This window comes from Treponema berlinense, from assembly GCF_900167025.1.
Classification (GTDB): Bacteria; Spirochaetota; Spirochaetia; order Treponematales; family Treponemataceae; genus Treponema_D; species Treponema_D berlinense.
Genome location: NZ_FUXC01000007.1, coordinates 13546 through 37719, shown reverse-complemented (window position 1 = coordinate 37719; position 24174 = coordinate 13546). Strand labels below are relative to the sequence as shown.

The 24174-nt window shown below is 40.5% G+C and carries 21 protein-coding genes; 10 read left to right on the top strand and 11 right to left on the bottom strand.

Annotated features, from left to right (window positions below):
- Positions 1-12: 12 nt before the first annotated feature.
- A complete protein-coding gene (locus B5D47_RS06740; protein WP_078931078.1) occupies positions 13-663 on the bottom strand; it encodes a PTS sugar transporter subunit IIA in 651 nt (216 codons plus the stop codon).
- Between the two features lie 185 nt (positions 664-848).
- Between B5D47_RS06740 and B5D47_RS06735 the strand changes: the two genes are divergently transcribed.
- From B5D47_RS06735 to B5D47_RS06710, 6 genes are all read left to right on the top strand, one after another.
- Positions 849-1913: a hypothetical protein gene (locus B5D47_RS06735; RefSeq protein ID WP_143592623.1), complete on the top strand. Its 1065-nt coding sequence runs from the start codon at positions 849-851 to the stop codon at positions 1911-1913.
- 18 nt (positions 1914-1931) lie between these two features.
- Complete coding sequence (locus B5D47_RS06730; protein ID WP_078931076.1) at positions 1932-2792, top strand: peptidoglycan DD-metalloendopeptidase family protein; 861 nt, start codon at positions 1932-1934, stop codon at positions 2790-2792.
- Positions 2793-2971: 179 nt separating this feature from the next.
- Positions 2972-4843 carry a phosphoglucomutase gene (locus tag B5D47_RS06725; protein WP_234969953.1) on the top strand — a complete coding sequence of 624 codons (1872 nt, stop codon included), beginning with the start codon at positions 2972-2974 and terminating at the stop codon, positions 4841-4843.
- Positions 4844-4864: 21 nt separating this feature from the next.
- Positions 4865-6634, top strand: a complete 1770-nt coding sequence (locus B5D47_RS06720) for a phospho-sugar mutase (protein ID WP_078931074.1) — start codon at positions 4865-4867, stop codon at positions 6632-6634.
- Between the two features lie 58 nt (positions 6635-6692).
- On the top strand, positions 6693-7334 hold the full coding sequence (locus B5D47_RS06715) for a 3'-5' exonuclease (RefSeq protein WP_078931073.1): 642 nt from the start codon (positions 6693-6695) through the stop codon (positions 7332-7334).
- Positions 7335-7344: 10 nt separating this feature from the next.
- Positions 7345-7680 (top strand): hypothetical protein, encoded by a 336-nt coding sequence (locus B5D47_RS06710; RefSeq protein ID WP_078931072.1) that lies wholly within the window; start codon positions 7345-7347, stop codon positions 7678-7680.
- Positions 7681-7745: 65 nt separating this feature from the next.
- Here B5D47_RS06710 and B5D47_RS06705 read toward each other — a convergent pair whose 3' ends face one another.
- The 9 genes from B5D47_RS06705 to B5D47_RS06665 form a co-directional block, all read right to left on the bottom strand.
- The gene (locus tag B5D47_RS06705) at positions 7746-8696 is read right to left on the bottom strand and encodes a LysM peptidoglycan-binding domain-containing M23 family metallopeptidase (RefSeq protein ID WP_078931071.1); all 951 of its coding nucleotides are present in this window, start codon (positions 8694-8696) and stop codon (positions 7746-7748) included.
- Between the two features lie 111 nt (positions 8697-8807).
- A complete protein-coding gene (locus tag B5D47_RS06700) occupies positions 8808-10046 on the bottom strand; it encodes an HD domain-containing protein (RefSeq protein WP_078931070.1) in 1239 nt (412 codons plus the stop codon).
- A 3-nt stretch (positions 10047-10049) separates the two neighbouring features.
- Entirely contained in the window at positions 10050-10853 is an 804-nt protein-coding gene (locus B5D47_RS06695; RefSeq protein WP_078931069.1) for a hypothetical protein, read from the bottom strand.
- Entirely contained in the window at positions 10853-12610 is a 1758-nt protein-coding gene (recN, locus tag B5D47_RS06690; protein WP_078931068.1) for a DNA repair protein RecN, read from the bottom strand. Before recN ends, B5D47_RS06695 begins: the two co-directional genes overlap by 1 nt.
- Entirely contained in the window at positions 12603-13445 is an 843-nt protein-coding gene (locus B5D47_RS06685; RefSeq protein ID WP_078931067.1) for an NAD(+)/NADH kinase, read from the bottom strand. The genes recN and B5D47_RS06685 overlap by 8 nt, the downstream gene beginning before the upstream one ends.
- A 67-nt stretch (positions 13446-13512) precedes the next feature.
- Entirely contained in the window at positions 13513-14598 is a 1086-nt protein-coding gene (locus tag B5D47_RS06680) for a DegT/DnrJ/EryC1/StrS family aminotransferase (protein WP_078931066.1), read from the bottom strand.
- A gap of 66 nt (positions 14599-14664) precedes the next feature.
- Positions 14665-15141 carry a chemotaxis protein CheW gene (locus B5D47_RS06675; protein WP_078931065.1) on the bottom strand — a complete coding sequence of 159 codons (477 nt, stop codon included), beginning with the start codon at positions 15139-15141 and terminating at the stop codon, positions 14665-14667.
- 49 nt (positions 15142-15190) lie between these two features.
- Entirely contained in the window at positions 15191-16480 is a 1290-nt protein-coding gene (locus tag B5D47_RS06670; RefSeq protein ID WP_078931064.1) for an NAD(P)-dependent oxidoreductase, read from the bottom strand.
- Between the two features lie 91 nt (positions 16481-16571).
- Complete coding sequence (locus B5D47_RS06665) at positions 16572-17372, bottom strand: ComF family protein (protein ID WP_143592622.1); 801 nt, start codon at positions 17370-17372, stop codon at positions 16572-16574.
- A 131-nt stretch (positions 17373-17503) separates the two neighbouring features.
- Here B5D47_RS06665 and B5D47_RS06660 point away from each other — a divergent pair, with 131 nt between their 5' ends.
- From B5D47_RS06660 to B5D47_RS06640, 4 genes are all read left to right on the top strand, one after another.
- On the top strand, positions 17504-20059 hold the full coding sequence (locus tag B5D47_RS06660) for a homocysteine S-methyltransferase family protein (protein WP_078931062.1): 2556 nt from the start codon (positions 17504-17506) through the stop codon (positions 20057-20059).
- On the top strand, positions 20052-21014 hold the full coding sequence (locus tag B5D47_RS06655) for a hypothetical protein (RefSeq protein WP_078931061.1): 963 nt from the start codon (positions 20052-20054) through the stop codon (positions 21012-21014). The genes B5D47_RS06660 and B5D47_RS06655 overlap by 8 nt, the downstream gene beginning before the upstream one ends.
- Positions 21007-21399 (top strand): 6-carboxytetrahydropterin synthase QueD, encoded by a 393-nt coding sequence (gene queD / locus B5D47_RS06650; RefSeq protein WP_078931060.1) that lies wholly within the window; start codon positions 21007-21009, stop codon positions 21397-21399. Before B5D47_RS06655 ends, queD begins: the two co-directional genes overlap by 8 nt.
- 335 nt (positions 21400-21734) lie before the next feature.
- A complete protein-coding gene (locus B5D47_RS06640) occupies positions 21735-23312 on the top strand; it encodes an SGNH/GDSL hydrolase family protein (protein ID WP_234969951.1) in 1578 nt (525 codons plus the stop codon).
- 158 nt (positions 23313-23470) lie between these two features.
- Here the strand turns inward: B5D47_RS06640 and B5D47_RS06635 are convergent, their stop codons facing one another.
- Positions 23471-24154, bottom strand: a complete 684-nt coding sequence (locus B5D47_RS06635) for a CDP-alcohol phosphatidyltransferase family protein (RefSeq protein ID WP_078931058.1) — start codon at positions 24152-24154, stop codon at positions 23471-23473.
- Between the last annotated feature and the right edge of the window lie 20 nt (positions 24155-24174).

The following is a 24174-nucleotide window of genomic DNA, read 5'->3' as shown; positions in this document are numbered from 1 at the left end:
TTCTGGCAAAAACTACTCCTGTGTTAAAAGAGCGTACGCTTCTTCTGGAGTTGAAGCGTCAAGAAGCTTGTCGCGCAGAGCCTTTTCTTTTAATTTTGAACTGAAAAAACTCAGCGTCTGAAGGTAATATGTGTGCTGATTGTAAGCCGCCGCAATCATAATCAAAATTCTTACAGGGATTTCATCAATTGACTGATAGTCGATTATGTCCTTTTTGCAGATTCCAACGCTCATTACAAGGTCTGTTACGGAAGACAGGCGCACATGAGGAATTGCAATTCCACGGCCTATTGCTGTAGACATAAGTTCCTCGCGCTTTAAAATCTCTGTAACAAGCTCGTCGCTGTATTTTACCTGCGGAGCTGTGCTCAAATTGTTTGCAAGTTCAACAAGGGCATCGCGTTTTGTAGTATGATTTATAAAAACAATGCGGTCTGGTGAAAGAATGTTCTTTACGATTACCTCAGGATTGTTTTCTTCTTTTTTGATATTTGAAGAAAGACGTTCGTTTACCCATTTTTCAATTTCTGATTTTTTAAAACGCCATACCGTTCCAATTTTTCCAGCGGGAATTTCGCCCTTTTGAGCCCAGTCATAAACAGTGCGTTCAGAAACACGCAGATATTTTGCAACTTCTTCAATTGTAAGGATATCGTCTTCCACTTTTTGTCTCCATTTTTTTATAAAATCTTAACAATCTTTTGCATATTTTGCATTTAGAACGGTATTTTGTCAAGTAAATACATTCTCTTCGACTTTATTGCAAAATAAAAGACCGCACTGATAAAAAAAACATTTTTTTATCAAACTTGACCATAATTTTTAATCATTATACCATAAAAATAATCATGCTAAAAAAACTAAATCCAATTTCTACGATATGCACAACGGTTGTGCTCGCATATACATTTTTTGCAATAAAACCGCTTTCCAAAGAAATTCATTTTGCGACAAAATGGACGGTTGACTGCAACAAGCCTTCTCCAGATTCAGACAAAACTGAACCTTCGCAATATATTCCGTTCAAACTTGGACAAAACGCGGGATTTTTTACAGAAGACGGTCAAATTGCACAGGCTTTTACATTTCCGTACAAAATCGCAATCAGTCCAGACGATTACTGCATTTACGGAACAAGCGACAAAAGTCTAAAACTTGTATCAAAAGAAGGAAAACAAAAAAAAGAACTAAAAATGCAGGGTTTTCCGTTTTTTCAAAAGGACAGAAAATTTCTTATGTTGCCGGGCGGAACAAGTTTTGTATTTTTGAATGAAAATTTTGAGCCAAAATGGAAATTTGAAAATTACGTTCCTATTACGGCCCTGGATTCTACAAACGACAAAGTTGCCGCAGGCTACGCGGACGGCTCGATTCTTATTTTTGACGCGGACGGAAAAATCGAACGCCAGTATGAACCGGGCGGAAGCAAATATCCTGTAATTCTGGGCCTTGCAGTTTCGGAAGACGGCTTAACGACAGCGAGCATAAGCGGTCAAAAACAGCAGAGATTCACTCTTGCAAAGAGAGAAAATGGAATTACAAAAATCTTCTTTCATGAATATCTGGAAGCAGACACAACAAAGCAGGTTCTTGTAAAATTTTCAAGCGACGGTGATTACTGCTATTTTGCGCACAAAGACTGTCTTGGCGTTTTAAACTGCAAAACCTTAAAATCAAAGCATATTCCGGTAAAAGGCAATATTCTTTCAATAGAAGAAACCAGCAACAAAAAAAATATCTTTGTCCTTAGCAAAAATGACGGAATTTATTCAGTTTCTGTAATCCAAAAACACTCGGTTTATTCCGGAAGCTTTAGCTTTAAAGCGGAAAATGCTTACATAACAGTCAAAGACAATTCGCTTTTTGTCGGACGCGACAGTTCGCTTTCGAGAGTGGACATTGAGTTTAAGTAAAAACGGAGGCAGATTTTTATGAAAAAAATATCGTTTTTATCGGCATTGGTTTTGGCTCCATTTTTCGCCTTTGGTTTTGACTGGCCGCAGGAAGAAATCATGTCCGACACTTTTTTTACATACTTTGCGCACACCCGTGGCGGAGTTATAAATCCTTCGCTGATTTTTAGCGACAGCGGAGAAATTAAAACTTCCAGCAAAGGAACTGTCACCGCGGTTTTGAGCGAACATGACGAGGATTCTTCTCTTTTTGAAAGCACACTCGGAAATGCAGTGATTCTCGTTCACGACGACAGTTTGATGACGGTTTATGCAAACTTAAATTCGGACGATCAGGAAAAACGCTATGAACTTTCGGAAGTTGAAAACGCAACTCCGCTAGGAACCTGCGGAAGCTCCGGCTGGCAGGAAGGAAACGCTCTTTTGGAATTTCAGGTTGTCGATTTAAAGGCCAAAACGCTCGTAAATCCGCGGATTTTAATGCCGCGCTTTGGAAACGAGCTTCCGCTTGAAATTCTCAATCTTACGGCTATAAATAAAAGAGGAACTGAATATAATTTTGACACAAACAGAAGAATCGCTTCCGGAACGTATTTTATTTACTGCTCGCAGCAGCCGGTTTCCATGCCGTACAAAACGACAATTCTTGTAAACGGAGCAATTGCCGACACAATTACATACGATGCATTGGTAAGCATAGACGGAAAACTCTGCACAAACAACAAGAGCAACTACCCTTCTTCTGTAATTTATCCGGACAAAAAACGGCAGCTTTTGGGCGAAATTGCAATTCCTAAGGGACACAACAGAATTACGATTTCGGTTGCAGATATTTTGGGTAAAGAAAAAATCCTCACATATTCTGTGGAAGCATATTGAGTCTGCACAAAAAAATGCACCCCTGATTGAAACGGCGCGAAGCGTCCGCCTGTGGCGGATGGAGCACAAGCGGAACCGTGGAAAGCAGGTTTGAAAATGGATTGCGGTGCCAAATTTAAAAAACAAGAATTTTCCAGTTTGTTGCGATTAGTCATTTTTGGTGATAAAATATTTTTGTTATGGAACATAAGATGATTACATCAGCGTCTGGCTGGCGCAAAGTTTTTGCTGAATCCGGAGAAAAAGACGACGACAATGTCGAAATCGGAGATTTAAACCGCACAATCGCGGCGCTTGCAGCAGAAACTTTTGCAGATTATATGCTTGCTCAAAAAAAATCCCCTTTAATTATAGTTGGAATGGACACCCGTCCTACAGGTCCTGCAATTGCAGAAACAATGCTCAGAGTTTTTCTGGCAAAAAAAATTGCAGTTTCGTATACGGGAATAATTGCCTCTCCAGAAATTATGGTTTATGCACATTCGGCGGACGGTTTTGTCTATATTTCGGCAAGCCACAACCCGATTGGCTACAACGGAATTAAATTCGGGCTGAATGACGGAGGCGTTTTAAACGGACAGGAAAACGCAAAACTCGTTGCGGAATTTGAAAAAAAATGTGCCCGTCCTGACGCTGCTGAATACGCGCAAAAACTGGCATCTTCATGTTCTGACATTGACTTGGACTGGGTTTTTGCAGAATCTATCGCGACAAAACATTCGGCTGCAAACACTTACAGAAGTTTTGAAAAAGAAGTAATTTCCGGCTCAAAAGAGCCTGCCGTGCAAAATGCGGTATTTGCAAGAATTAGACAAAACCTGATTCAAAAACCGCTGTGCGTCGTAGCAGATATGAACGGTTCTGCGCGCACAATGTCAATTGACAAAACATTTTTAAACGAATGTGGAATTTCTTTAACGGCAATCAACAGCGCTCCCGGACAAATCGCCCACGAAATTATTCCTGAACCGGAAAATCTGGTTTGGTGTGCGCACGAAATCGAAAAAAGACAGGCCGCAGGCGACAAAAACTGCATTCTCGGTTACATGCCGGACTGCGACGGAGACCGCGGAAACATTGTCTACTGGGACGAAATTGAGCAAAAAGCAAAGGTTTTAAGAGCCCAGGAAGGATTTGCGCTTTCGGTTCTTTCAGAACTTGCATATTCTGCGTATCAGGCTCAATTTTCGCAAGGTTGCGGACTTGCAAAAAAAGCAGAACTCTTTTTATCAGGAAAAAACGGACAGACCGGCTCTTTTTTTGGCGGACAAAAAGTCGGGGTTGCAGTAAACGGCCCTACATCAATGAGAATCGAAGAAATCGCACATGCTTTTAAGGCGGAAGTTTTTAGAAGCGAAGTCGGCGAAGCAAATGTCGTAAATTTGGCGCGTGAAAAACGAAGCGAAGGCTGGACTGTGCGCATTTTGGGCGAAGGTTCGAACGGCGGAAACATTACTCATCCGGCGGCAGTGCGCGACCCTCTTTGCACGATTTTTGCGCTTGTAAAGCTTCTGATTTTAAAAGACGACCAAGCCAACGGAGCTTTGAGAAAAGGTCTTTTTCATCTTTGGTGCGAAGCAAGCGGCCAGATGGAAAAATATAAAGAAAACTACACCTTGCGCGACATAATCGAAACACTGCCTGTTTACACGACAACTGGCGTAAGCGAAGAAAGGGCTGTTCTTCAGATAAAAACAGCGGATCACGGAATTTTAAAGGCAAAGTTCCAAAAAATATTTGAAAATCAGTGGAATTTGCATAAAAATGAATTAAAGGAACTGTACGGTTTTGAAAGCTATGTTGCTGTCAGAACAAACGGAACCGTTGAAACTAAAAACATTGACGATTATTCGCAGAGCGGCAAAGGCGGACTCAAGATCATTTTTTACGATGAAAACGAAAAACCTGTCGCATTTATGTGGATGCGCGGAAGCGGAACAGAACCTGTTTTCCGCGTAATGTGCGATGTAAAAGGAAACAAACCTAAAGAAGAACAAAAACTTCTTGAATGGGAAACAAAAATGATTCTGCGTGCAGATTCACTAGCATAAAACTTTTTATGGGAGAAATTTATGGAAAAAACAGAAATTCTTGAACGTGCAAAAAAGTACATCGAAGAAGAAAAAGATGAACGATTCCGCAAAGAAGTAGAAGAACTCGTTGCAAAAGAAGATATGAAAGAACTGGAAGACAGATTCTATCAGACTCTTGAATTTGGTACCGGAGGTCTTCGCGGAGTTATGGGCGGCGGAACAAACCGCATGAACACTCTCGAAATAAACCTTGCAACCCAGGGACTTGCAAACTACGTTCTTAAAGCATTTCCTCAGAAAGCAAAAGACGGCACTTTGAGCGCAGTAATCGCCTATGACAGCCGCAAAAATTCGGACGTTTTTGCAGAAGCAACGGCCCTTATTCTTGCCGCAAACGGAATCAAGGCCTATCTTTTTACAGGTCTCCGCCCTACTCCAGAACTTTCTTTTGCAATCCGCGAGCTTGGAGCTCAGACAGGAGTTGTCGTTACAGCTTCCCACAATCCGCCTCAGTACAACGGCTACAAGGCTTACTGGGACAACGGTGCTCAGGTAATCGAGCCGCATGACGTTGGAATCATCGATGAAGTGAATGCTGTAAAGGAAGTAAAATCAATTTCTAAAGAAGAAGCGCTCAAATCAGGAAAACTCGTTCTTATAGACAAAGAAATTGATGAAAAATTCTGGACAATGTGCAAGGCTCAGCTTTTCCGCCCTGAACTTATCAAAGAAAAGGCTTCGAGCGTAAAAATCGTCTACACTCCGCTCCACGGAACAGGCGCAATGCACGTAGAAAAAGTTCTTGGCGACCTTGGACTAAAAGTAATTACAGTTCCACAGCAGAGAGAGCCGGACGGCGCATTCCCGACTGTAGAAAAACCAAATCCGGAAGAAGCTCCCGCCCTCAAACTCGCTGTTGAACTCGGCGAAAAAGAAAAGGCTGACTGTGTAATGGCAACAGACCCTGACGCAGACCGCTTCGGAACGGCATTTCCTGGCAAAGACGGAAAATTCGTCCTCGTTTCTGGAAACCAGATGGGCGCTCTTTTGTGCGAATACGTTCTTCTTTCAAGAAAAGAACTCGGAAAAATGCCTGCAAGCCCGGCAGCAATCCGCTCAATCGTAACATCTCCGTTCTGCGACTACATCTGCAAAAAATACGGCGTAAAAATGCACGAATGCCTTACAGGTTTTAAGTGGATTGCCGCTGTTGAAGATGAATTTGAAAAAGACGGTTCGGAAAATTACGTTTTTGGCCTTGAAGAATCTTACGGCTACAAAGTAGAAAAAGAAGTAATGGACAAAGACGGCGTTTCTGCGGCCGCAATGTGTGCCGAAATGACACTTTACTGGGCTTCAAAAGGCAAGTCAATTCTCGAACACTTGGACGACATGTGGAATGAATATGGTTTCTTTGAAGACCGCGCAATTTCGCAGTATTTCCCAGGTTCTGCCGGAAAAGAAGTTATGGCAGGAATTATGACAAAACTCCGCTCAGAAGGCTTAAAAACTCTCGGTGGCAAAAAAGTTCTTGAAATCCGCGACATCCAGGAAAGCGTTTCTTACAATCCAGAAAATCCATCTGCAAAAACAGAAATTGCGCTTCCTAAGTCAAACGTGCTTCAGTTTGTTCTCGAAGGCGGAACAATTGTTTCTGCACGCCCTTCAGGAACTGAACCAAAAATCAAGTTCTACATCAACTCAAGAACAGAAGTTACTTCTAATCTTGAAGAAGCAAAAAAAGAATCAGCAGAAAGCTGCGATTCAATTTCAAAAGAAATCAAAAATCTTCTTGAAAATGCAAAATAATTAAAAAAAATGGACTGCCGGCAAAAAAATTGCAAAAACGGCAGTCCAAGTTTTATCTATGAACAACAACCTGCACTTGATTGCGTCAAACAAAAAAATTCTTTCTCTCTATGAAGAAGGTGCTGTTTTTTGTGCCTTTGACACAGAAACTTCCGGACAAAATCCAGAAAATTCAAACATAATCGAAATCGGCGCGGTAAAATTTACAAAGGACGGAATTCTTGAAAAATTTTCGTCTTTAATAAAAGTTCAATCTCCGTTAAATCCATTTATTGTTGGCTTGACAGGAATCAACGACCAGATGCTGGAAAATGCTCCTTTGGCAGAAAAAATCATTCCAGAATTCAGAAATTTCTGCAAAGAAACAATTTTAGTAGCGCACAATGCGCAGTTCGACCTTCGTTTTATGAACGCAGAATCTCAACGCCTCGGTTTTTTGCCGTTGCAAAACAGCGCAGTCGATACACTCAGACTAAGCAGGATTATGCTGCCAGAAAACAGAAGCTGGAAACAGACATTTCTTGCAGACCAGTTCAGCATTGACAAAGGACATGCACATCGCGCCTTTGACGATGCAAAAGTCTGTGCCGAAATATTTAAGATTTTAATAAAAATGCCGGTTCCACAAAAAAAGAAGAGACAGAGGCTTAGAATTTGCTCAGAACAAACATCTTCGCTTGCAGTCCAGGCATTGTTATAAGGCAGGCAAAATGGAAACAAAACTGAAAAGCAATCCTTCGAATTTTGAAGTAATCGATTACATTCAGCGGGACATGGAATTCAACAAACGGATAAATTTTTCCGACATGATTGAATATATAAAAAGCGAACTCCACATCTATCTAAAAACAGATGACATTGATCAGACAGACTCAACTTATTCAAACCGTTTCGGTCAAACCTTAAAACTTACAACCCTTGTCTGCAAAAACTTAAAGGTAATCATCCGCGAAAAAATCACATCGGAAGCAGATGTTAAATTTGTCTCTCTGGACAGCGAAGGTCTGGAAGAAAGTAAAAATCCAGATCCAGTAGAAGAATTATAACTGTCCACTTATTCAACTTAAAAGCGGCAAAAAATTCTCAAAACCGCAGATTTTGCCTAAAAAACTTAGCCACGGGGAGCTTTTGCAGGATCAATCGGAAGTCCGTTCTGAAAAACCATAAGGCTTATCTGGCTTTTTGAAGAATAGCTGTTGATTCCTGCCGTACCAATCTGAGTTTTAAAATCGATATAATCGCCTTTGGAAACCAAAACTTTTCCAAGTCCGGTGTATGCGTAAATATGACCGGTTTTGCTTTGAATAAAGACAACGTTTCCAAAACCGCGGTAGGTTCCGCTAAACATTACAGTTCCAGACTTTATCGCATCTACAGGCTCGTCCTTTTTTGCACTGAGTGTTACGCCGCTAACCTTTCCGTTTACGTAAGTAACTTCAGGTTTTTGAACAGGCCAGACAAGGTTCGGGTCGCCTTTTTTTTCAGAATAATTATGAGTGTCGCTAATCACAGACGGCAACTGATTTTTTAGTTCGAAATTTTTTGATTCTAAAGCCATATTTTTAGAAGTCCCAGTATTTTTTACACTCTGGTTAGAAGCAAGCGCAGAAACTGCCGGAATTTTTATTTTCTGGCCGACCTTAAGTCCAGATTTTTCGTCAGTTCCATTCAATTCGTAAAGCTGCTTTACGCTTACCGAAAAATTTCTGGCAATTGCGTACCAGGTGTCGCCTTTTTTGACAGTGTAGGTCTGAATGTTTTTTTCGGTTTTAGAGTCGATTTTTGAATCATTTTTTAAAGCAGAATCATTCGTTTTTGCTTGAACCGCTCCGTTTTTTTCCGGAATTACAAGTTTTTGTCCGATTTTTATATCTGTACCGTCAATTTTGTTTGCATCCGCAATCGACTGAACCGTTGTACTATATTTTTTTGAGATTGAATAAAGAGTTTCGCCTTTTTGAACGGTGTGACTCAATTCGGCAAACAGGAAACCTGAACAAAAAACACTTACTCCGGTAAAAAAAATTGCGGTTTTTACATTTTTAAAAAATACAGACTTCATAACTCTTATATCTTCGGCAAAAAAATATATGTTTTAAAGGCAAAAAAATATAATTACAGTTTTTTATAAAAAAATGAAGAATATTGAAATTAAAAAAGCGAATTGCGGCTTTTAGTCAGAAACAACATCATCAAAAATTTTTCGAATTTCTATGCCGTTTATGACAAGTCCTTTTGCGTAGCCGTTTAAGGTGTGTTTTCTTCCGCCACGGAGATGCGCACTCGTAATTCCATATTTTATTGAGCGGTCAGCCTCAATCAGCGCGCTCAAGTGGTCGGCAAGGCGGACAGTTTTTCCGTCAACAGGATTAAATTCGTCGGAATTGTATTTTCCGTTCAAATCTTCCCATTCAACTTTCTGAACCTTTGTATTTCCGTTTTTTTGCTTCTGCTGAATTCGGTTTGAAAATTCATCATTTGTAAAATAAATAATTTCGTCAGCATAAAAATCATCCATAAGAGGAACAAGTTCGCGGTTGACTATTTCGTCCTCGATTTTTTTTACAATGTCAGGAAGAGCGTCGGTTGCCTGCTTTACAGGAGAAATAATATCCCGGGTTACGGCTTCCGGCAAATCATGAAAAAGAGCCGAAAAAAAGTCGTTAAAAAGACGCTTTGGGCACATTTTAACTTTTGTGTCCCTCATCAAAAGAACAGTAAGAGCCGCAACAAAATAGCAGTGTCCAAGCACGCTTGTCTTTGGAATTCTCGGAGTTTGATTCCATCTTGTCTGAAAACGCAGCTGTTCAATCATCATAATAAAATCGAACGGCCTCTGTCTCGTAACAAGAAGCTGCATTCCGCGCAAATCCAGGTATTTTTGAATTTCCTGATTTAAATCCTTTTTGATTTTTACAATCCGCTCCTCTTCGTTTACACATTCAATCATCTGAAGTTCGCGCATTGAGGCAAATTTATGGGCAGCACGCAAAACCCGCGCAGAAAGCTCAAGTTCCTTTGGCATAGGAAAATTTCCGGCAGTACGTGCAATATAAAGTGTAAAATCTGAATAAAGCGCTTCGTCTTCAATTATGTCTTTGTACTGTTTTAGAACCCATTCGTTCAGTTTTAGATATTCCTGCGGAAACTGACGGCGAATCATCTGCTGAACAGGACTTTTTATGTCGCACAGCGCAATTTTTTTTAGAAGCTCAAAAAGAGATGCGTTTATAATCCATTCCCAGTCAATTTTATTTCCGGCTTTTTCTTCGTACTTTCCAATTATGTACGCAACAATCATTCGTTCCGCCGCCTTGTCCATTTCTACAAGTTCAAAAGGCCGGACCAAATCGTTCCATCGTTGAATAGAAAAACCTTCAAATAATTTTAGAATGAATTTTTTATTAAGCATATTTTAGCTGGCAATTCCTGACTTATGGTCTGCTTCAAGTTTTTCTCTCCAAACCAAAGCCTTCTTTTTAGTTTCTTCCGCCTCATCTTTCATGCTCAACAAAATCTGAAGCCGGCGCAATGCAAGAAGATAGTTTATCGCCGCGTTCATATCGTCAATGCGATGTGTTGAAAGTTCATACCGGTCGCGGTATTGAGTTGCGGACTGATCCAAAAGCTTAAGGACAAGCCGAATATAATAAACCGTATTGTCGTAATCAGCAGAACGAGGATCAAAATAATCCTTGCAGGCCTGTTTCATTGGAATAAGGTTTTTTGCAACTGTACAAAAACGGCCTCTAAGTTCAACAAAAGACCACTTCCACTTTGTATTTTCTCCAAAAGCGTCAACCAAAAGTTGAATTGCAAGTCCAAGTTTTTTTACAATATAAAATCTTTTTTCCAGAGGAGTATTTTCGATTTCAGAAACCTTGTCTTCGATTTCGCTGTAAGGACAATTTATAACAGCGGTAACAACTTCTTCAAGGTGAATTATCGCCTTGTAAAGACATTTTCTTGCATCGTTGAGGGCATCATTATTTTTAGTATCAAGAATTTCGACAGAAAGATTGTTTATTGCAATCCACAATGTTGCAATATAAATCTGGTCTTCGCAAAGAAAAAGTTTTTTATAACCGACATTGTTTTTTTCTTTCTCGATTAGAGCAAGAACTTCTTTTTCTTTTTCAAGATGAGCGTTTATTTCATCTTTGTAGGGAACAATTTTTGCATTAAAAAGTTCTCTGTTTTCTGTTGAAATCTTTGCCATTAGCTTTCTCCAGTACCTGAAAATTTTGCAAGCATTGCTTTTGCGTGTTCCAAAGATTCCTGACTCGCCGCATCGCCTGAAAGCATACGCGCAATTTCGGCAACCCTCTGCTCTCCTTCAATTGGAGCAACTTCGGTATTTGTCATTCCTTCAGAAACACTCTTTGCAATCTTAAGTTGATTATCGGCATAAACTGCTATGCTGGCAAGATGTGTTATACATAAAATTTGACATTTTTTTGCAAGGCTTTTTAAATGCTGTCCTACAGAAACCGCAACTTCTCCGCCGATTCCTGTATCGATTTCGTCAAAAACAAGTGTTTCGACACTGTCTGTTTCCGCGAGAACGGTTTTTAGCGCAAGCATAACGCGGCTCAATTCACCGCCGGAAGCAATTTTTGCAAGGCTTTGAAGCGGATTTCCAGGATTGGCCGCAATCAAAAATTCAATATCGTCCATTCCATAAGGTCCGCATTTTTGTTCGATTTGAGAACCATTTTTTTCCGCAACCTGAACTGCAAACCGGGTGTCTTTCATTCCCAAGGTTTTTAAAATCGCCATAACCTGCTCAGACATTTTTTGAGCGGCAATTTTCCGGCTGTCAGAAATCTCTTTTGCCTGTTTATAGACATTTTTTTCAAGCCCGGCAATTTCCGCTTTTAAGGAATCCTTATTTTTTTCACCGCCACTAAGCTCTGCAAGCCTTTTTTGTGCATCAAGCCCGAATTGAATTACTTCTTCAACCGGCGCATTAACCGACGAAGCATATTTTTTCTTTAAATTATAAATCAAGGTAAGCCTGTCCTGAACAAAAGCAAGTCTCTCAGGATCAAAAACAAGACTATTTTTATAAGAAGAATATTCACCTGCAATATCCGAAAGTTCATAAAATGCGCTTTCAAGACGGCTATCCAGAGATTCAAGATTTTTATCAAGCTGACAGGCATGCTGGGCTACAGAACGGATTTTCTTTAAGAGCAAAACCGCTCCGCTGGAACTTTCCGCGCCTTCCAAAGTCTGGCAGATTGAATCTATGTCTTCGTAAAGTTTTTCAAATGAAGAAAGCCTCTTTTCTTCGTCCTCAAGCTCCCTGTCCTCGCCTTTTTTTAGTTTTGCATCTTCTATTTCTTTTACAGAAAACGTAAGAACATCGATTTTTTGGGCGCGCGTTTTATCGTCAGACAAAAGTTCATCCAAATTTCTGCGTTTTGCGACCAAATTTGAATAAAGAGCCGTAAATTCTTCAACTTTTTCGTCCAAACCGGCAAACGAATCAAGAAATTTTCGGTGCTCACTGACACGCATCAAAGACTGATGCTCGTGCTGACCGTGAATGTCGATTAAAAAATTACAAAACGAAGCCAAATCCGCCCGAGTGACCGGAGTGTCGCCAATCCATGCGGCAGATTTTCCAGTATCGCGAACTGCACGGCGAATCAGAATTCTGTCATCTTCGCTCTCAATTCCATGCACGTAAAGCCATTGCGCAGGTGTTTTTATGTCGTCTTCATTTATTTTTGACGGATCAACCGGAGAAGAAAGACCTTTAATGTAAAAAGTTCCAGAAACCTGAGCTGTCTGACAACCAGTCCTTATGTGTTCAACTCCGCCTTTTCCGCCGAGCAAAAAAGTCAACGCTCCGATTAAAAGCGATTTTCCGGCACCAGTTTCTCCAGAAAGAACTGTAAATCCGTTTTTAAACTCAACGCTGGCACTGTCGATAAGGGCAAAATTTTTGATTCTTAAATCCTCAAGCATTTGGACCTCCAGACCAGTTTAATTTCTGGCGCAATGATTTATAAAATTTTTCCTGAGTGCAGCCAACCAAAAGCGCTTTGTGCGGTGACTGATGAATTTTTATTATGTCGTCGACATGCAAATCGTTCGGAATCTGACCATCAACCGTAATTATTACATCGCTTACACGGCTCGGAAGAATTTTTGTGGAAAGACCATTTTCCGGGCTCAAAACCAAAGGTCTGCTCGATAAACTGAATGGATTTATTAAAGTAAGGCACATTGCATCAATACAAGGATCGATAATCGGACCGCCTGCGCTTGCAGAATATGCCGTCGAACCTGTTGCGGTCGAAAGAATCATTCCGTCGGCAACAAACCGGCCGAGAGGAGTTTTTCCGTATTCAACCTCAAAATTGATTGTGTGCGCAGAATTTTTAGCACTGATAACGACATCATTCAAACTTACAGCCGAAAAACGCTTCATTCCACCACGAATAATTTCCGTTTCGAGCATACTGCGGCTTACAATCAAAGATTTTCCGTCCAAAAATTGATGCAGCTGTTCTTTCCATTCATTTTTTTGAACAGAGGCAATAAAACCAAAGGTTCCAAAATTTACAGGAATAATCGGAATTTTTTCAGGCGCACAGCCACGGGCTGCAAAAAGTACTGTTCCGTCGCCACCCAAAGTTATTACAAAATCGTATCCGCTAAAAGGATATTGCTCGCAAAAACCGTTGAACAGAAAAACATCGCCCCGAATTCCACATTTTTCAAGGTAAGACTTTATTTCTGCCCCCATTTTTTGAGATTCTTCTTTGTATGTATTAACTATGATTAAGCAACGAACCATATTCTCTCCCATAAAAAGTCACGATTAAAACTTCAGTTTTAGGACCGACTTTTTATTGCAATTTTTATTACGGCAGAGTTCCCAAAACTTTTGCAATTTTTGTGGCAGATTCTGAACCAAGCCGCGGATACAAAGGAAACAAAACCGTCCTTAAATTCAAAGCCTTTGCTGTCTTTAAATCCTTCAACTGAGACTCATCAAGATGGGCGATTACGCTGTCAGAATATGCAGGCTGAATTTCAATTTCTTTTTTAGAAGCATACTGCTTTACGTCTTTTACGCTTCCGTTCAAAACAACAGGAAAAGACCAGATTGTAGAAGCCTCGTCGCTGTCCCTCACAAAAGTTCTGTTTTTTCCACTCATCAAAGAACGCTGAAAAACTGCAAACAAAGTCTTTCTTGCCTGCTCGTTTCTGTTGAATTCCTTTAGCTGAATAAACGCAAGAGCACTGTTTATATCTGGCAAAATATCTGTTCGTGGAGCAGAATCTGTATATTTTTTTAAAACAATCCATTCCCGGCGCTGAGGAGCCATCAAAACAGCACCGCCGCCGCCAGTCACAGTATCAAATTCTTCAAGCCCAAGAATCGAAAAAATTCCAAACGAGCCTGCTTTTCTCTCAAGTTTTTTGCCGGCTTTTTTTTCTGAATTTTCCTCAGTTTCGGCATTTTCTGTTTTTTCCGGCAAAACCGCCCCGAAAGAATGGGAAATATCCTCGATTACAGGAATTCCAAGCGAAATAATTTCCTCGATTTGAGGAAGAATTCCCATTGTCTCGTGCAAAATCAAGAGCCTTCCGCCGTCGCTTATTCCTTTTTGAACGATTTCTGCATTTACAAGACCAGTCTGCTCTTCAACGTCCAGAACAAGCGGTTTATATCCAAGTTTTTGAATTGCATCATACTGCCAAAAAGGAGCCAGGGCGCTGATCATAACAGAAGTATTTTCAGGCAAATCAAGTGCTTTTAGCGCATAAGAAAGGGCAATTGAAGGACTTCTAAAGGCAACGGCACCGTCACAACCAGAAAATTCCTTTAACGCCTGGATAAATTTTGAATTAAGTTCTCCCGGACCAGTTTTTTCGTCAACCATACAGGTTAAAACCGCATCCATCTCTTTTCTGCGTATCGTAGAACTGAATGTTTGAATCATTTTTTTACTGAAACCTATTTTTTAATCTATTGCCTTTTTTAAGGCGCGGATTTAATCCAAAACAATCTATTCTGAATCAAAAATTTTCTGAAGTTCTTTTGGATTAAACAGTTTGCGGATATTGAGCATGATAAGATAATTGTTCTCCTGACGGATTACACCCTGAATGTACTCAGTTCCAATTCCGCTAATCATCTGAGGAGGATCTTTTACCTCCGACATGTCGACGGTTACAACTCTGGCGATTTTATCGATGATAATTCCAATCTTGTTGTTGTCAATATTCAAAATAATAAAACCGCCGTCGAGTTCTTCTTCGTTTGAGGAAGTTTCAAGTTTTTTAATCTGAAAACGCTTGTGCAAGTTCATTACAGGAATAATCTCGCTTCGGAGGTTAAAGATACCTTCAACATAATAAGGAGCATTCGGAATTTGGCGTACATCGCAGACCTTTACAATTTCTTTTACGTCCATAATATCAACGCCATAAAGCTCCTCGCCAAGCTGAAATGTTACAAGTTGAATCTGAGTTCCTTCTGCCATTTTTTAACCTCTTTATTTTGAGAATTTATTTTCCAAGCTAATTTAAAACTTAAACTCCAAGAAGTTTTCTTGCTTCGATATAATCCGCAATTCCCTGTGCAACTTTTTTTGCCTCGCGCATTGCAAGAACAACAGTCGCAGGCTTGTGAACAATGTCGCCACCAGCAAAAACACCATTTTTTGTAGTCATGCCGTAAGGAGTCTGTTTTGTAATTACATATCCGGATTCATCCACATCGATTCCAGTTGTCGAAGAAATTACAATGCCGGCAGGCTTTGAGCCAACGGCAATCAAAATCTTGTCTGCCGGGAGAATTTTTTCTCCTTCCGGAGTTGAAACCTTAAGACCGGTAACTTTTCCGTTTTCGCCGACAACTTCGAGCGGTGTGTATTCCCATTTAAAATCAACACCGTCTTTTACAGCTCCATCGTATTCTGCATGCGCAGCCTTCATAAATTCAATTGTACGACGGTAGCAGTCGACAACAGAAGAAGCCTTCATCATAACAGCAGTGCGGCAAGCGTCCATTGCAACATTTCCTGCCCCGATTACGATAACTCTGTCGCCTTCTTCAACAGGAACTTCGGTACGGTCAACTTTTTCATCAAGGAAAAGACGTGTCATTCTGAGGAAATATGAAGACTGAATTACGCCCTTCAAATTTTCGCCAGGAATTCCAAGACCTTTTGCAACAGATGTTCCAGCACCGATAAATACGGCTTCAAAACCTTCTTCAAACATTTTATCGATTGTAATATCTGTTCCGACCCTTGTATTGCACACAAAAGTTACACCAAGAGCCTCGATATTTTTAATTTCGCGGCGGACAACCTCTTTTGGAAGACGGAAATCTGGGATTCCATAGAGCAAAACACCGCCCGGTTCTGCTTCGCCTTCATAAACTACAACATTGTAGCCTTTGCGTGCCAAATCACCGGCAACAGTAAGACCTGCAGGACCAGAACCGATTACAGCAACCTTACCTTTAGTCTTTGGAACTAATTTTTCTGAAGAAAGCTGATTTTCTGAATAAAAATCTGCGATAAATTTTTCAATACGACCGATTTTTATTCCTTTTCCTGATTTATAAAGAACACAATGCCCTTCGCACTGATTTTCGTGAGGACAAACACGTCCGCAAATTGCAGGAAGATTGCTCTTTTGAGAGATGATTCTGTAGGCTTCGCCAATATTTCCCTGAGCAAGCGCATGGTTAAACTGAGGAATTTCGTTTTCGATTGGACAACCTGTACGGCAAAGCGGTTTTGGACAATTAAGACAACGGCGCGCTTCTTTTACCGCTTCTGCTACTGTATAACCTGGAATTTCTTCCTTCATAATATTAAGCACCTCTATTTTTATATTGTAATAGTCAACATTAAAGTCGAATTATTAAGAATTATACCGTCAAACCAATAGAAAATCAAACCTAATCAACAATAAACAAAGTCAACGCAATAACATTTTTAATTCCAGCCTTTTTTAATTCAAAAGCGCAGGCTTCGAGAGTGCTTCCTGTGGTCATAACATCGTCAAGAAGAATCACAGTTTCCGGAAGAGATTTTAATAATTTTTGAATTTCTTTTTGCGGACGCAGAACAAAGGCATTTTTTATCTGCTCAAGACGATGCAGGCGATTCAATTTTTTCTGCTGAAAACGGGTAAGCCGCCTCAAAAAAGGCAAAATCTCAATTCCATACAAATTCCGCAAATAAAAGCAAAGCTCGTCAATTTGATCCCAGCCTTTCTGGCGAATTTTTCCAGGACGAGGAGGAACTGGCACAACAGGCAAAATCAAACCTTTAGAATTCCAGGATTGTGAAATTTCTGCAATTTTTTTAAAAGCAAACGAGGCAAACACCGGAGAAAGGACTCTTTTTTCTTCAGTTTTCCAGGCAAAAAGAAGATTTTTCTTCCAAAGCCGATACGAAAAAAGAGAAAAAGAAGAATCCACGCTAAAAAGAATTTTTTGGCTCCGGCAAGACGAACAAAGTTCAATTTCGCTTACGAGAGTTTTTCCGCAGACCGAACAGCGTCTATCTCCGTCCGCAACAAAAAGTTTTTGAAGACAAATTTTACAAACAGGAATTATTCCGCTGTTTTTTCCGCAGCACAGGCATTCTTCACCACCAAGAAAAAAAACTTCAACATGACGGAAAAAATTCATCAGAAAAAGAAAAAAGAACGAAATTCTTGTCCTGGGCGTTTTTGAAAATTTCACTTTTTCCATATAAATATAATTGTAAACAAATAATAAAAAACACACATTTTTTATGAACTTTTGAAAAAAATCCGCCGTTTGCTACTCCGTTTGCGGCAATAATTGCACGTCATCAAAAATTTTATTAAACTTTTCTGATTATGAAGAAAGATTTCCGAGGTTTTTTAAGCGAACAGTTTTCCAACGGTCTGCCAGTCTTTATGGACGGTGCAATGGGCACAATGATTCAGGCATCCGGCATTTGCGATTATGATATTCCAGAAGATGTTTCTGTTGAGCATCCAGAAATAATCAAAAATATTCACAAAATGTATTTAAAAGCCGGCTCAAATGTTCTGACAGCAAATACTTTTGGCGCGCTGCCGCTAAAATTAAAAAACGTACGCTATTCAACGGAAAAATATTTGTCTTCTTCTATAAAAATAATGGAAGAGGCAATTTCGGAAATCGAAGCAGAAGGAATTGCCCGTCCACATTTCAAAGCCTGGAACACTTCTCAAATCGGAAGACTTTTGGAGCCAATGGGCGATTTGACTTTTGACGAGGCATACGAAACCTACAAAGAAACTGCAATTCTTGCGGAAAAGCTCGGTTACGACGTTGCGCTGATTGAAACAATGGCCGATTTGCACGAAGTCAAGGCCGCAGTTCTTGCAGTTCAAGAAAACACAAAGCTCCCAATTATCGCGTCAATGACTTTTCAAAAAAATCTGCGCACCTTGACCGGAGCCGACGTTCAAACAGTTGTAACTTATCTTGAATCCCTGCACGTTGATATACTTGGTTTTAACTGCGGAGGCTCGCTCGAAGACGGAGAAAAACTTGCTTCTGACTTCCTGAGATATTCGCACACTCCGGTAATTGTTCAAGTGAATGCAGGAATTCCTGTCGTAAAAAATGGAAAAACAGTTTTTCTTGTTGAGCCAAAAGAATTCTCCGAAAGCCAAAAGAAAAACCGTCTGAACGGAGCCTGCGTTCTTGGAGGCTGCTGCGGAACAACGCCAGAACACATAAAAGCGCTTGTTGAAAAAATCGAAAAAACAGGTTCTGTAAAACCAAAAATGCCGGACGACAAAGACAGCACCCTGATATGCTCTTACAATAGAACAGTTCAAATTGGCGGAAGCGCAGGTCCAATGATTGTCGGAGAAAGAATCAATCCGACCGGAAAGAAAAAAGTAAAAGAAGCCTTAAAAGCGCATGATATGAATTTTGTGCTCGAAGAAGCAGAAAGCCAGATAAACGCAGGTTCACAAATTCTTGATGTAAATGTAGGACTTCCAGGAATTGACGAAGCCCAGACGATGGTTGATGCGGTCAAGACGATTCAAGGCGCCTTTTCAACTCCCCTGCAAATCGACTCTTCGGAAGCCCCGGTTATTGAAAAAGCCCTGCGCTACTACAACGGAAAAGCCCTTATAAATTCCGTAAACGGCCGCAAAGACGTCATGGACAAAATATTTCCTCTTGTAAAGCATTACGGCGGTTCAGTCGTTGCGCTGTGCATTGATGAAAACGGAATCGCGCCGACAGCAGAAGGACGGGCAAATGTCGCAAGAAAAATTATTGCAGAAGCACACAAATACGGAATTCCAACCCGCGACATCGTAATCGACACATTGACTTTGACAGTCAGTTCGCAGCAAAAAGAGGCGCTGGAAACCTGCCGTGCGATTTCGCTTTTAAAAGATGAATTTGGAAAAGACGGATTAAAATTCATTCTCGGAGTTTCAAACATAAGTTTTGGACTTCCACGCCGCGACATAATCAATTCAAGATTTTTTGCAATGGCTCTTTTTTCCGGCCTTGACGCCTGCATAATAAATCCTCTGAGCCAGCCGATGATGGAAACTTATTGCGGCTACAGGGCGCTTGCAAATTTTGACGAAAACTGCCTTGATTACATTCAAAAATACAACGGAACCACAGCTCCACTTTACAACGTAACCCAGGAACAGCTTTCTGCAATAAACGCCGGAACACCTGCAAAAACCGCACAGGAAGCAAAAAGCCCGAAAAACGAATATTCGCAGCTTCCTGAAGATTTGAATACGGACGAAAAAAATCTCATCGACATAATCTACAAAGGTTTTAAGGACCAGTCCGCTCCGCTTACAAAAAAAATGCTCGAAGAAGGAGCAAAGGCTGTCTCGATAATTGACCGCTGCATTGTTCCTGCTCTCGACATGGTCGGAAAAGATTTTGAAAAAGGTCAGAAATTCTTGCCTCAACTTCTTTTGAGCGCAGACACGGTAAGCTATGCCTTTGAAGTTATAAAAACATTTCTCAAAGAAACAGGAATGGCAGAAGAATCAAAAGGAACAATTGTAATTGCGACAGTCTTTGGCGACATTCACGATATTGGAAAAAACATTGTCAGGGCAATGCTCGAAAACTACGGATTTGAAGTAATCGACCTCGGAAAAAATGTTCCGCCCGAAACAATAATACAGACCGTCATAGAACACGACATAAAACTCGTAGGCCTAAGCGCCCTTATGACGACAACAGTTACAAATATGGAAAAAACAATTCTTTTACTGCGTTCAGCCTTAAAAGAAATAGGAAAATCTGTTAAAATAATGGTAGGCGGTGCTGTTTTAACAGCCGATTATGCCACACAAATAGGCGCGGACTATTACTCAAAAGATGCAATGCAGTCCGTAGCAATAGCAAAGGAAGTTTTTAATGGCTGACAAAAAGCTCACAAGAAAAGAAAAGCGCGACCAGAAATTTGCAAACCGTGAATTAAAATCATTCAGTGGAATATATCCATATTTCCGGCTCTTGTGGTCGCCAAGAACTGCAAAAGTCTCGTGGAAATTTCTGCACACAGTTACAAAAAGCTATTTGGGAACACAATTTCTGGAAAAATGGGGATTCTACCATATTCCAATCGTAAAGGTCGACTCTCCATTAGACAAAAAAATTCCTTTTACACCGTCAAAAGTCTACATCTATATGGATTTTATCAACCTTTTTCTGCGCCCTCTTACAATGCTCATAAGACGCTTTGGCTTAAAAAAAGCCGCGCCAATTTGCAACGCGTGGTTCAGTTCAGCAACAAAAGTTTACAGCGAAGCAAGCCGGATGTACCACCACTCGCTTTCCACAACAGAGCGCCCCCTCTACAAAGAAAATTTTCATTTTAGAGTAATCCACGCTTTCGACCCTCATCTTCTGTGCGTTCCAAGCCTGCACATTGCGCTTATAGCCCTGACAGAAGTCTTTTTTAAGCGCGAATTTAAAAATATCGGTTTGAGCGACGCAGAATGTTTCCAAAAAAACACGGAACTCTACAACGAAGCAATCGAAATTGCAGAATCTGTCCTGTATATGAAGCAGCATTCTGTAAACTGCATTCCGGCGGCACTTTACATGATTACAAAACTTTTCCCTTCGCTCTTTTCGCCAAACGACGCAACAAATTTTATAAACGATATGTTTTTGAGCACAGAACTCATAAAACCGGAAGACGTTTCTTCAATAAAGGAATACATTTCGTTTATGTACGAACGCTACCTGCTCGAAGGAGTCGCCGCAGACGACTGGAGAGATCCGGTAATCCGCTGGATTGACAGTTACGACTGGAAGGCCGAAGAAGAAAAATTCAACCAAAAAGAAAACGCAGGCGGAGAAAAAAATGTTTGAAGTACGAATAACTGACGATTTTGCCGCGGCCCATTTTTTGCGCGACTACAACGGAAAATGCGAAAACCTTCACGGACACAACTACAAGGTTTACGTCCACGTAGAAGGAAACGAACTTGACGAAGGCGGAATGCTTTTGGACTTTACACTTCTAAAAACCGCGCTCAAGGAAGTTCTGTCAAAAATCGACCACACAAACCTAAACGACATTGCAATCTTTGACCAGAACCCGAGCGCAGAAAGAATCGCCGTTTACATTTACAAAAATATGCTCAAAGTCCTCTCAGAAAAAGGCCTGGATCTTTCAAAAAACTCGAACCGAAGAATAAGCAAGGTTGACGTTTTTGAAACAGACAAAAACCGGGCACGATACATTCCAGAATAAATTTCATATCTGGGCGGCTTTTTGCTATGCAAAAACCGAGCCATTACGGGTTCCGGCTTTCGCCTGCATTTACGGTTGCAAGCAACCGCAAACGGCTTTGCCGCCCTCCAGGTCTCTGCCGCGTTCTTAAACAATGCGTCAGCGGCTGTAACGGTGAGCGCAGCGAAAACAAACGCAAGGCGTTTGGTCGTAGCCGTGAAAGACGCGGTGGCTGCCGCAGGCAGACAGACGCCCAAAAAAGTCTTATAAATACAAATTTTCGTTTTTTTTCTCAGATAGAAATTCTAAAAAAAAAGATTTAGAATTATAGAAAATTTTATCTTTTGGAGTATAAAATGAAAAAATTATTTGCTGCGTCTCTGGCCATTTTTGCCGGAATGTCTTTAAGCGCATTTGCCCTCGAAAAAAGCATTGCCGATAACGAAAAAGTTGAAAAAGTTGAAGCAATCACTTCGGTTGCAAGCACAAAAGGCAAAAAAATTTATGTTGTCGGAGATTCGACTTTCAGTTCTTTTTCCGACCCTTACTACTACCCTCGCTACGGAATCGGAACAAAACTTCAGAATTATTTAAATCCAAAAAAAGTTGAAGTTATCAACCTTGCAATGTCAGGCCGCTCTTCAAAAAGTTTCTTGACAGAAGCAAATTACAAGACCCTCGTTCAGAATATTAAAAAAGGCGACTATCTTGTTATCGGTTTTGGTCATAACGACGAAAAAACAGAAGAAGCACGCTATACAAATCCAAATGGCTCAAAAGAAGAAAAAGGTTCTTTTAAAAACAGCCTTTACGAAAATTACATCAAAGTTGCACTGGACAAAAAGGCAACTCCAGTTTTGTGCACGCCAATCGTTCGCCGCGCTCCAGGCAAAGCATACGAAGGCTCTTATGTTCATATTACAAAGGACACGCCTGAGTTTAAGGGCGGAGATTATCCAAAAGCAATCCGTGAGCTCGGAAAAGAAACCGGCGTTTTAGTTGTTGACAATACAGCCTACACAAAAGAGCTTTACGAAAAACTCGGCGATGACGGCACTGTAAAATTCCATGCCTGGCTCGGACACAAGCCTGCTTCTGTAGACAACACTCACCTTAACACTTACGGAGCTTCGGTTCTGGCTTACCACGTTATAGAGCAGATTGCCGCAGCAGACAAAAACTTTGCAAAGCTTCTCAATAAAGAAAACAAGGAGCCGACAGAAGAACTTTTAGTTCCAAATCCACAGTACGTAATTCCTGTTTATTCTGAATTTGCTCCGTCTGACAAGTCCACAACATTCGAAACAACAGCTCCATGGTATGGAACCGTTTTTGGCGACATGGGCGGAATTGAAAAAATTGCAAATCCGGATATTTACGAAATCACAGAAGAAAACGGAAAAGTTGTAATGCATTCCGGAACAAAAGACGGAAAAACAGCTGCTGGAAAAATCGCTTCAGGTTCTGACGGTCTGGCTTTTTACTTTCAGCAGATTCCTGCAAATAAAGACTTTACGATTTCTGCAACTGCAACAGTTTTGAACGCAACAAAAAACAATCAGGTTTCTTTCGGACTTATGGTTCGCGATGATGTTCATATCGACAAATACGACAATCAGGTAAAAAGCGATTACGTTGCCGCAGGCTGCTTAAAACTTGCAAAAGGCGAAGGAGCCTGGAGCTCAACATTTGCCCGCCTCGACGGAACTTTGAACGAAAACACAGTGCAGAAACAGGAATTCCCGGCTGCAGGAACAAAAATAGACCTCTCAATAACAAAGTCCGGCGACACTTATACCGTAAAATTCGGAAAAGATACAGCAACTTTCAACGCCAAGCTCACAGAAGTTGATTCAAAATGGGTTTACGCAGGATTGTACACAGTTCGCTCTGCATACATCGAATACTCAAACATCAAACTGGAAGTAAAATAGTCTGAACTGCAAATATTGAAAGACAATTCAGTAAAATAAACTTCCAGACAAAAAAAGAGGCTGTCCTTAGTTGATTACTTCTAATCTTCACAAAGGACAGCCTTTTTTATGCTTAAAATAATTTTTGAATGATTTTATTACTTATTCTTTTGTTTTTTTTATTTTAAGAAAATCTTGCACAAAACCATCAAAACAGCTTCGACAAGACCGAGAACAATCAAAATCATAAGGTGCTTAAATCCAGGTTTGCGGATTTTTTTCTCAGAAATAAAAAGAAAACCTACAAGTGCCATAAAGAACATAAAGACAAATGTCAAATCAAGTTTGTTTGCAAGCTGCAAAAGATAGATTAACGGAAAAACAATAGCCGCAGTCGTAACAGGAACTCCTGTAAAATATTCACGGTTTCCGTCCTCTTCCTTTTGACGGGCTTCTTCCTGAACATTGTAATAAGCAAGGCGAATTACGGCGGCAAGAGCATAAAGAATACAGATTATTATGAGAACGTCCTTTAAAAAACCATAATAATGAGTTCTGCCAGTCAATCTTGCGATAAAACGAGAATTGTTTACAAGATTGATTCCGATACAGGCTGGCAAAACACCAAAAGCGACCAGATCCGAAAGAGAATCTATTTGAATTCCGAATTTTTTTTCAAAATCCGTGCGGTTCGGCTTTGAGCGTGCAACTTTTCCGTCAAAAGCATCGAGGCAACCGCAGAGCATAAGGCAAATTATAGATGCCAAAACAAGCTGCGCATTAAAAGAGCAGCAAATTCCAATAACTGCCGAAATAATTGAAAGGTAGGTCAAAATAACCGTGTAATCGTAAACACCTAACATAAATCTTCCTGTTTTTCAGA

Excerpts from the sequence above, each read along its gene's own strand:
- B5D47_RS06735 (WP_143592623.1), top strand. The coding sequence starts at position 849 with ATGCTAAAAAAACTAAATCCAATTTCTACGATATGCACAACGGTTGTG.
- B5D47_RS06730 (WP_078931076.1), top strand. The coding sequence starts at position 1,932 with ATGAAAAAAATATCGTTTTTATCGGCATTGGTTTTGGCTCCATTTTTC.
- B5D47_RS06725 (WP_234969953.1), top strand. The coding sequence starts at position 2,972 with ATGGAACATAAGATGATTACATCAGCGTCTGGCTGGCGCAAAGTTTTT.
- B5D47_RS06720 (WP_078931074.1), top strand. The coding sequence starts at position 4,865 with ATGGAAAAAACAGAAATTCTTGAACGTGCAAAAAAGTACATCGAAGAA.
- B5D47_RS06715 (WP_078931073.1), top strand. The coding sequence starts at position 6,693 with ATGAACAACAACCTGCACTTGATTGCGTCAAACAAAAAAATTCTTTCT.
- B5D47_RS06710 (WP_078931072.1), top strand. The coding sequence starts at position 7,345 with ATGGAAACAAAACTGAAAAGCAATCCTTCGAATTTTGAAGTAATCGAT.
- B5D47_RS06705 (WP_078931071.1), bottom strand. The coding sequence starts at position 8,696 with ATGAAGTCTGTATTTTTTAAAAATGTAAAAACCGCAATTTTTTTTACC.
- B5D47_RS06700 (WP_078931070.1), bottom strand. The coding sequence starts at position 10,046 with ATGCTTAATAAAAAATTCATTCTAAAATTATTTGAAGGTTTTTCTATT.
- B5D47_RS06695 (WP_078931069.1), bottom strand. The coding sequence starts at position 10,853 with ATGGCAAAGATTTCAACAGAAAACAGAGAACTTTTTAATGCAAAAATT.
- recN (WP_078931068.1), bottom strand. The coding sequence starts at position 12,610 with ATGCTTGAGGATTTAAGAATCAAAAATTTTGCCCTTATCGACAGTGCC.
- B5D47_RS06685 (WP_078931067.1), bottom strand. The coding sequence starts at position 13,445 with ATGGTTCGTTGCTTAATCATAGTTAATACATACAAAGAAGAATCTCAA.
- B5D47_RS06680 (WP_078931066.1), bottom strand. The coding sequence starts at position 14,598 with ATGATTCAAACATTCAGTTCTACGATACGCAGAAAAGAGATGGATGCG.
- B5D47_RS06675 (WP_078931065.1), bottom strand. The coding sequence starts at position 15,141 with ATGGCAGAAGGAACTCAGATTCAACTTGTAACATTTCAGCTTGGCGAG.
- B5D47_RS06670 (WP_078931064.1), bottom strand. The coding sequence starts at position 16,480 with ATGAAGGAAGAAATTCCAGGTTATACAGTAGCAGAAGCGGTAAAAGAA.
- B5D47_RS06665 (WP_143592622.1), bottom strand. The coding sequence starts at position 17,372 with ATGGAAAAAGTGAAATTTTCAAAAACGCCCAGGACAAGAATTTCGTTC.
- B5D47_RS06660 (WP_078931062.1), top strand. The coding sequence starts at position 17,504 with ATGAAGAAAGATTTCCGAGGTTTTTTAAGCGAACAGTTTTCCAACGGT.
- B5D47_RS06655 (WP_078931061.1), top strand. The coding sequence starts at position 20,052 with ATGGCTGACAAAAAGCTCACAAGAAAAGAAAAGCGCGACCAGAAATTT.
- queD (WP_078931060.1), top strand. The coding sequence starts at position 21,007 with ATGTTTGAAGTACGAATAACTGACGATTTTGCCGCGGCCCATTTTTTG.
- B5D47_RS06640 (WP_234969951.1), top strand. The coding sequence starts at position 21,735 with ATGAAAAAATTATTTGCTGCGTCTCTGGCCATTTTTGCCGGAATGTCT.
- B5D47_RS06635 (WP_078931058.1), bottom strand. The coding sequence starts at position 24,154 with ATGTTAGGTGTTTACGATTACACGGTTATTTTGACCTACCTTTCAATT.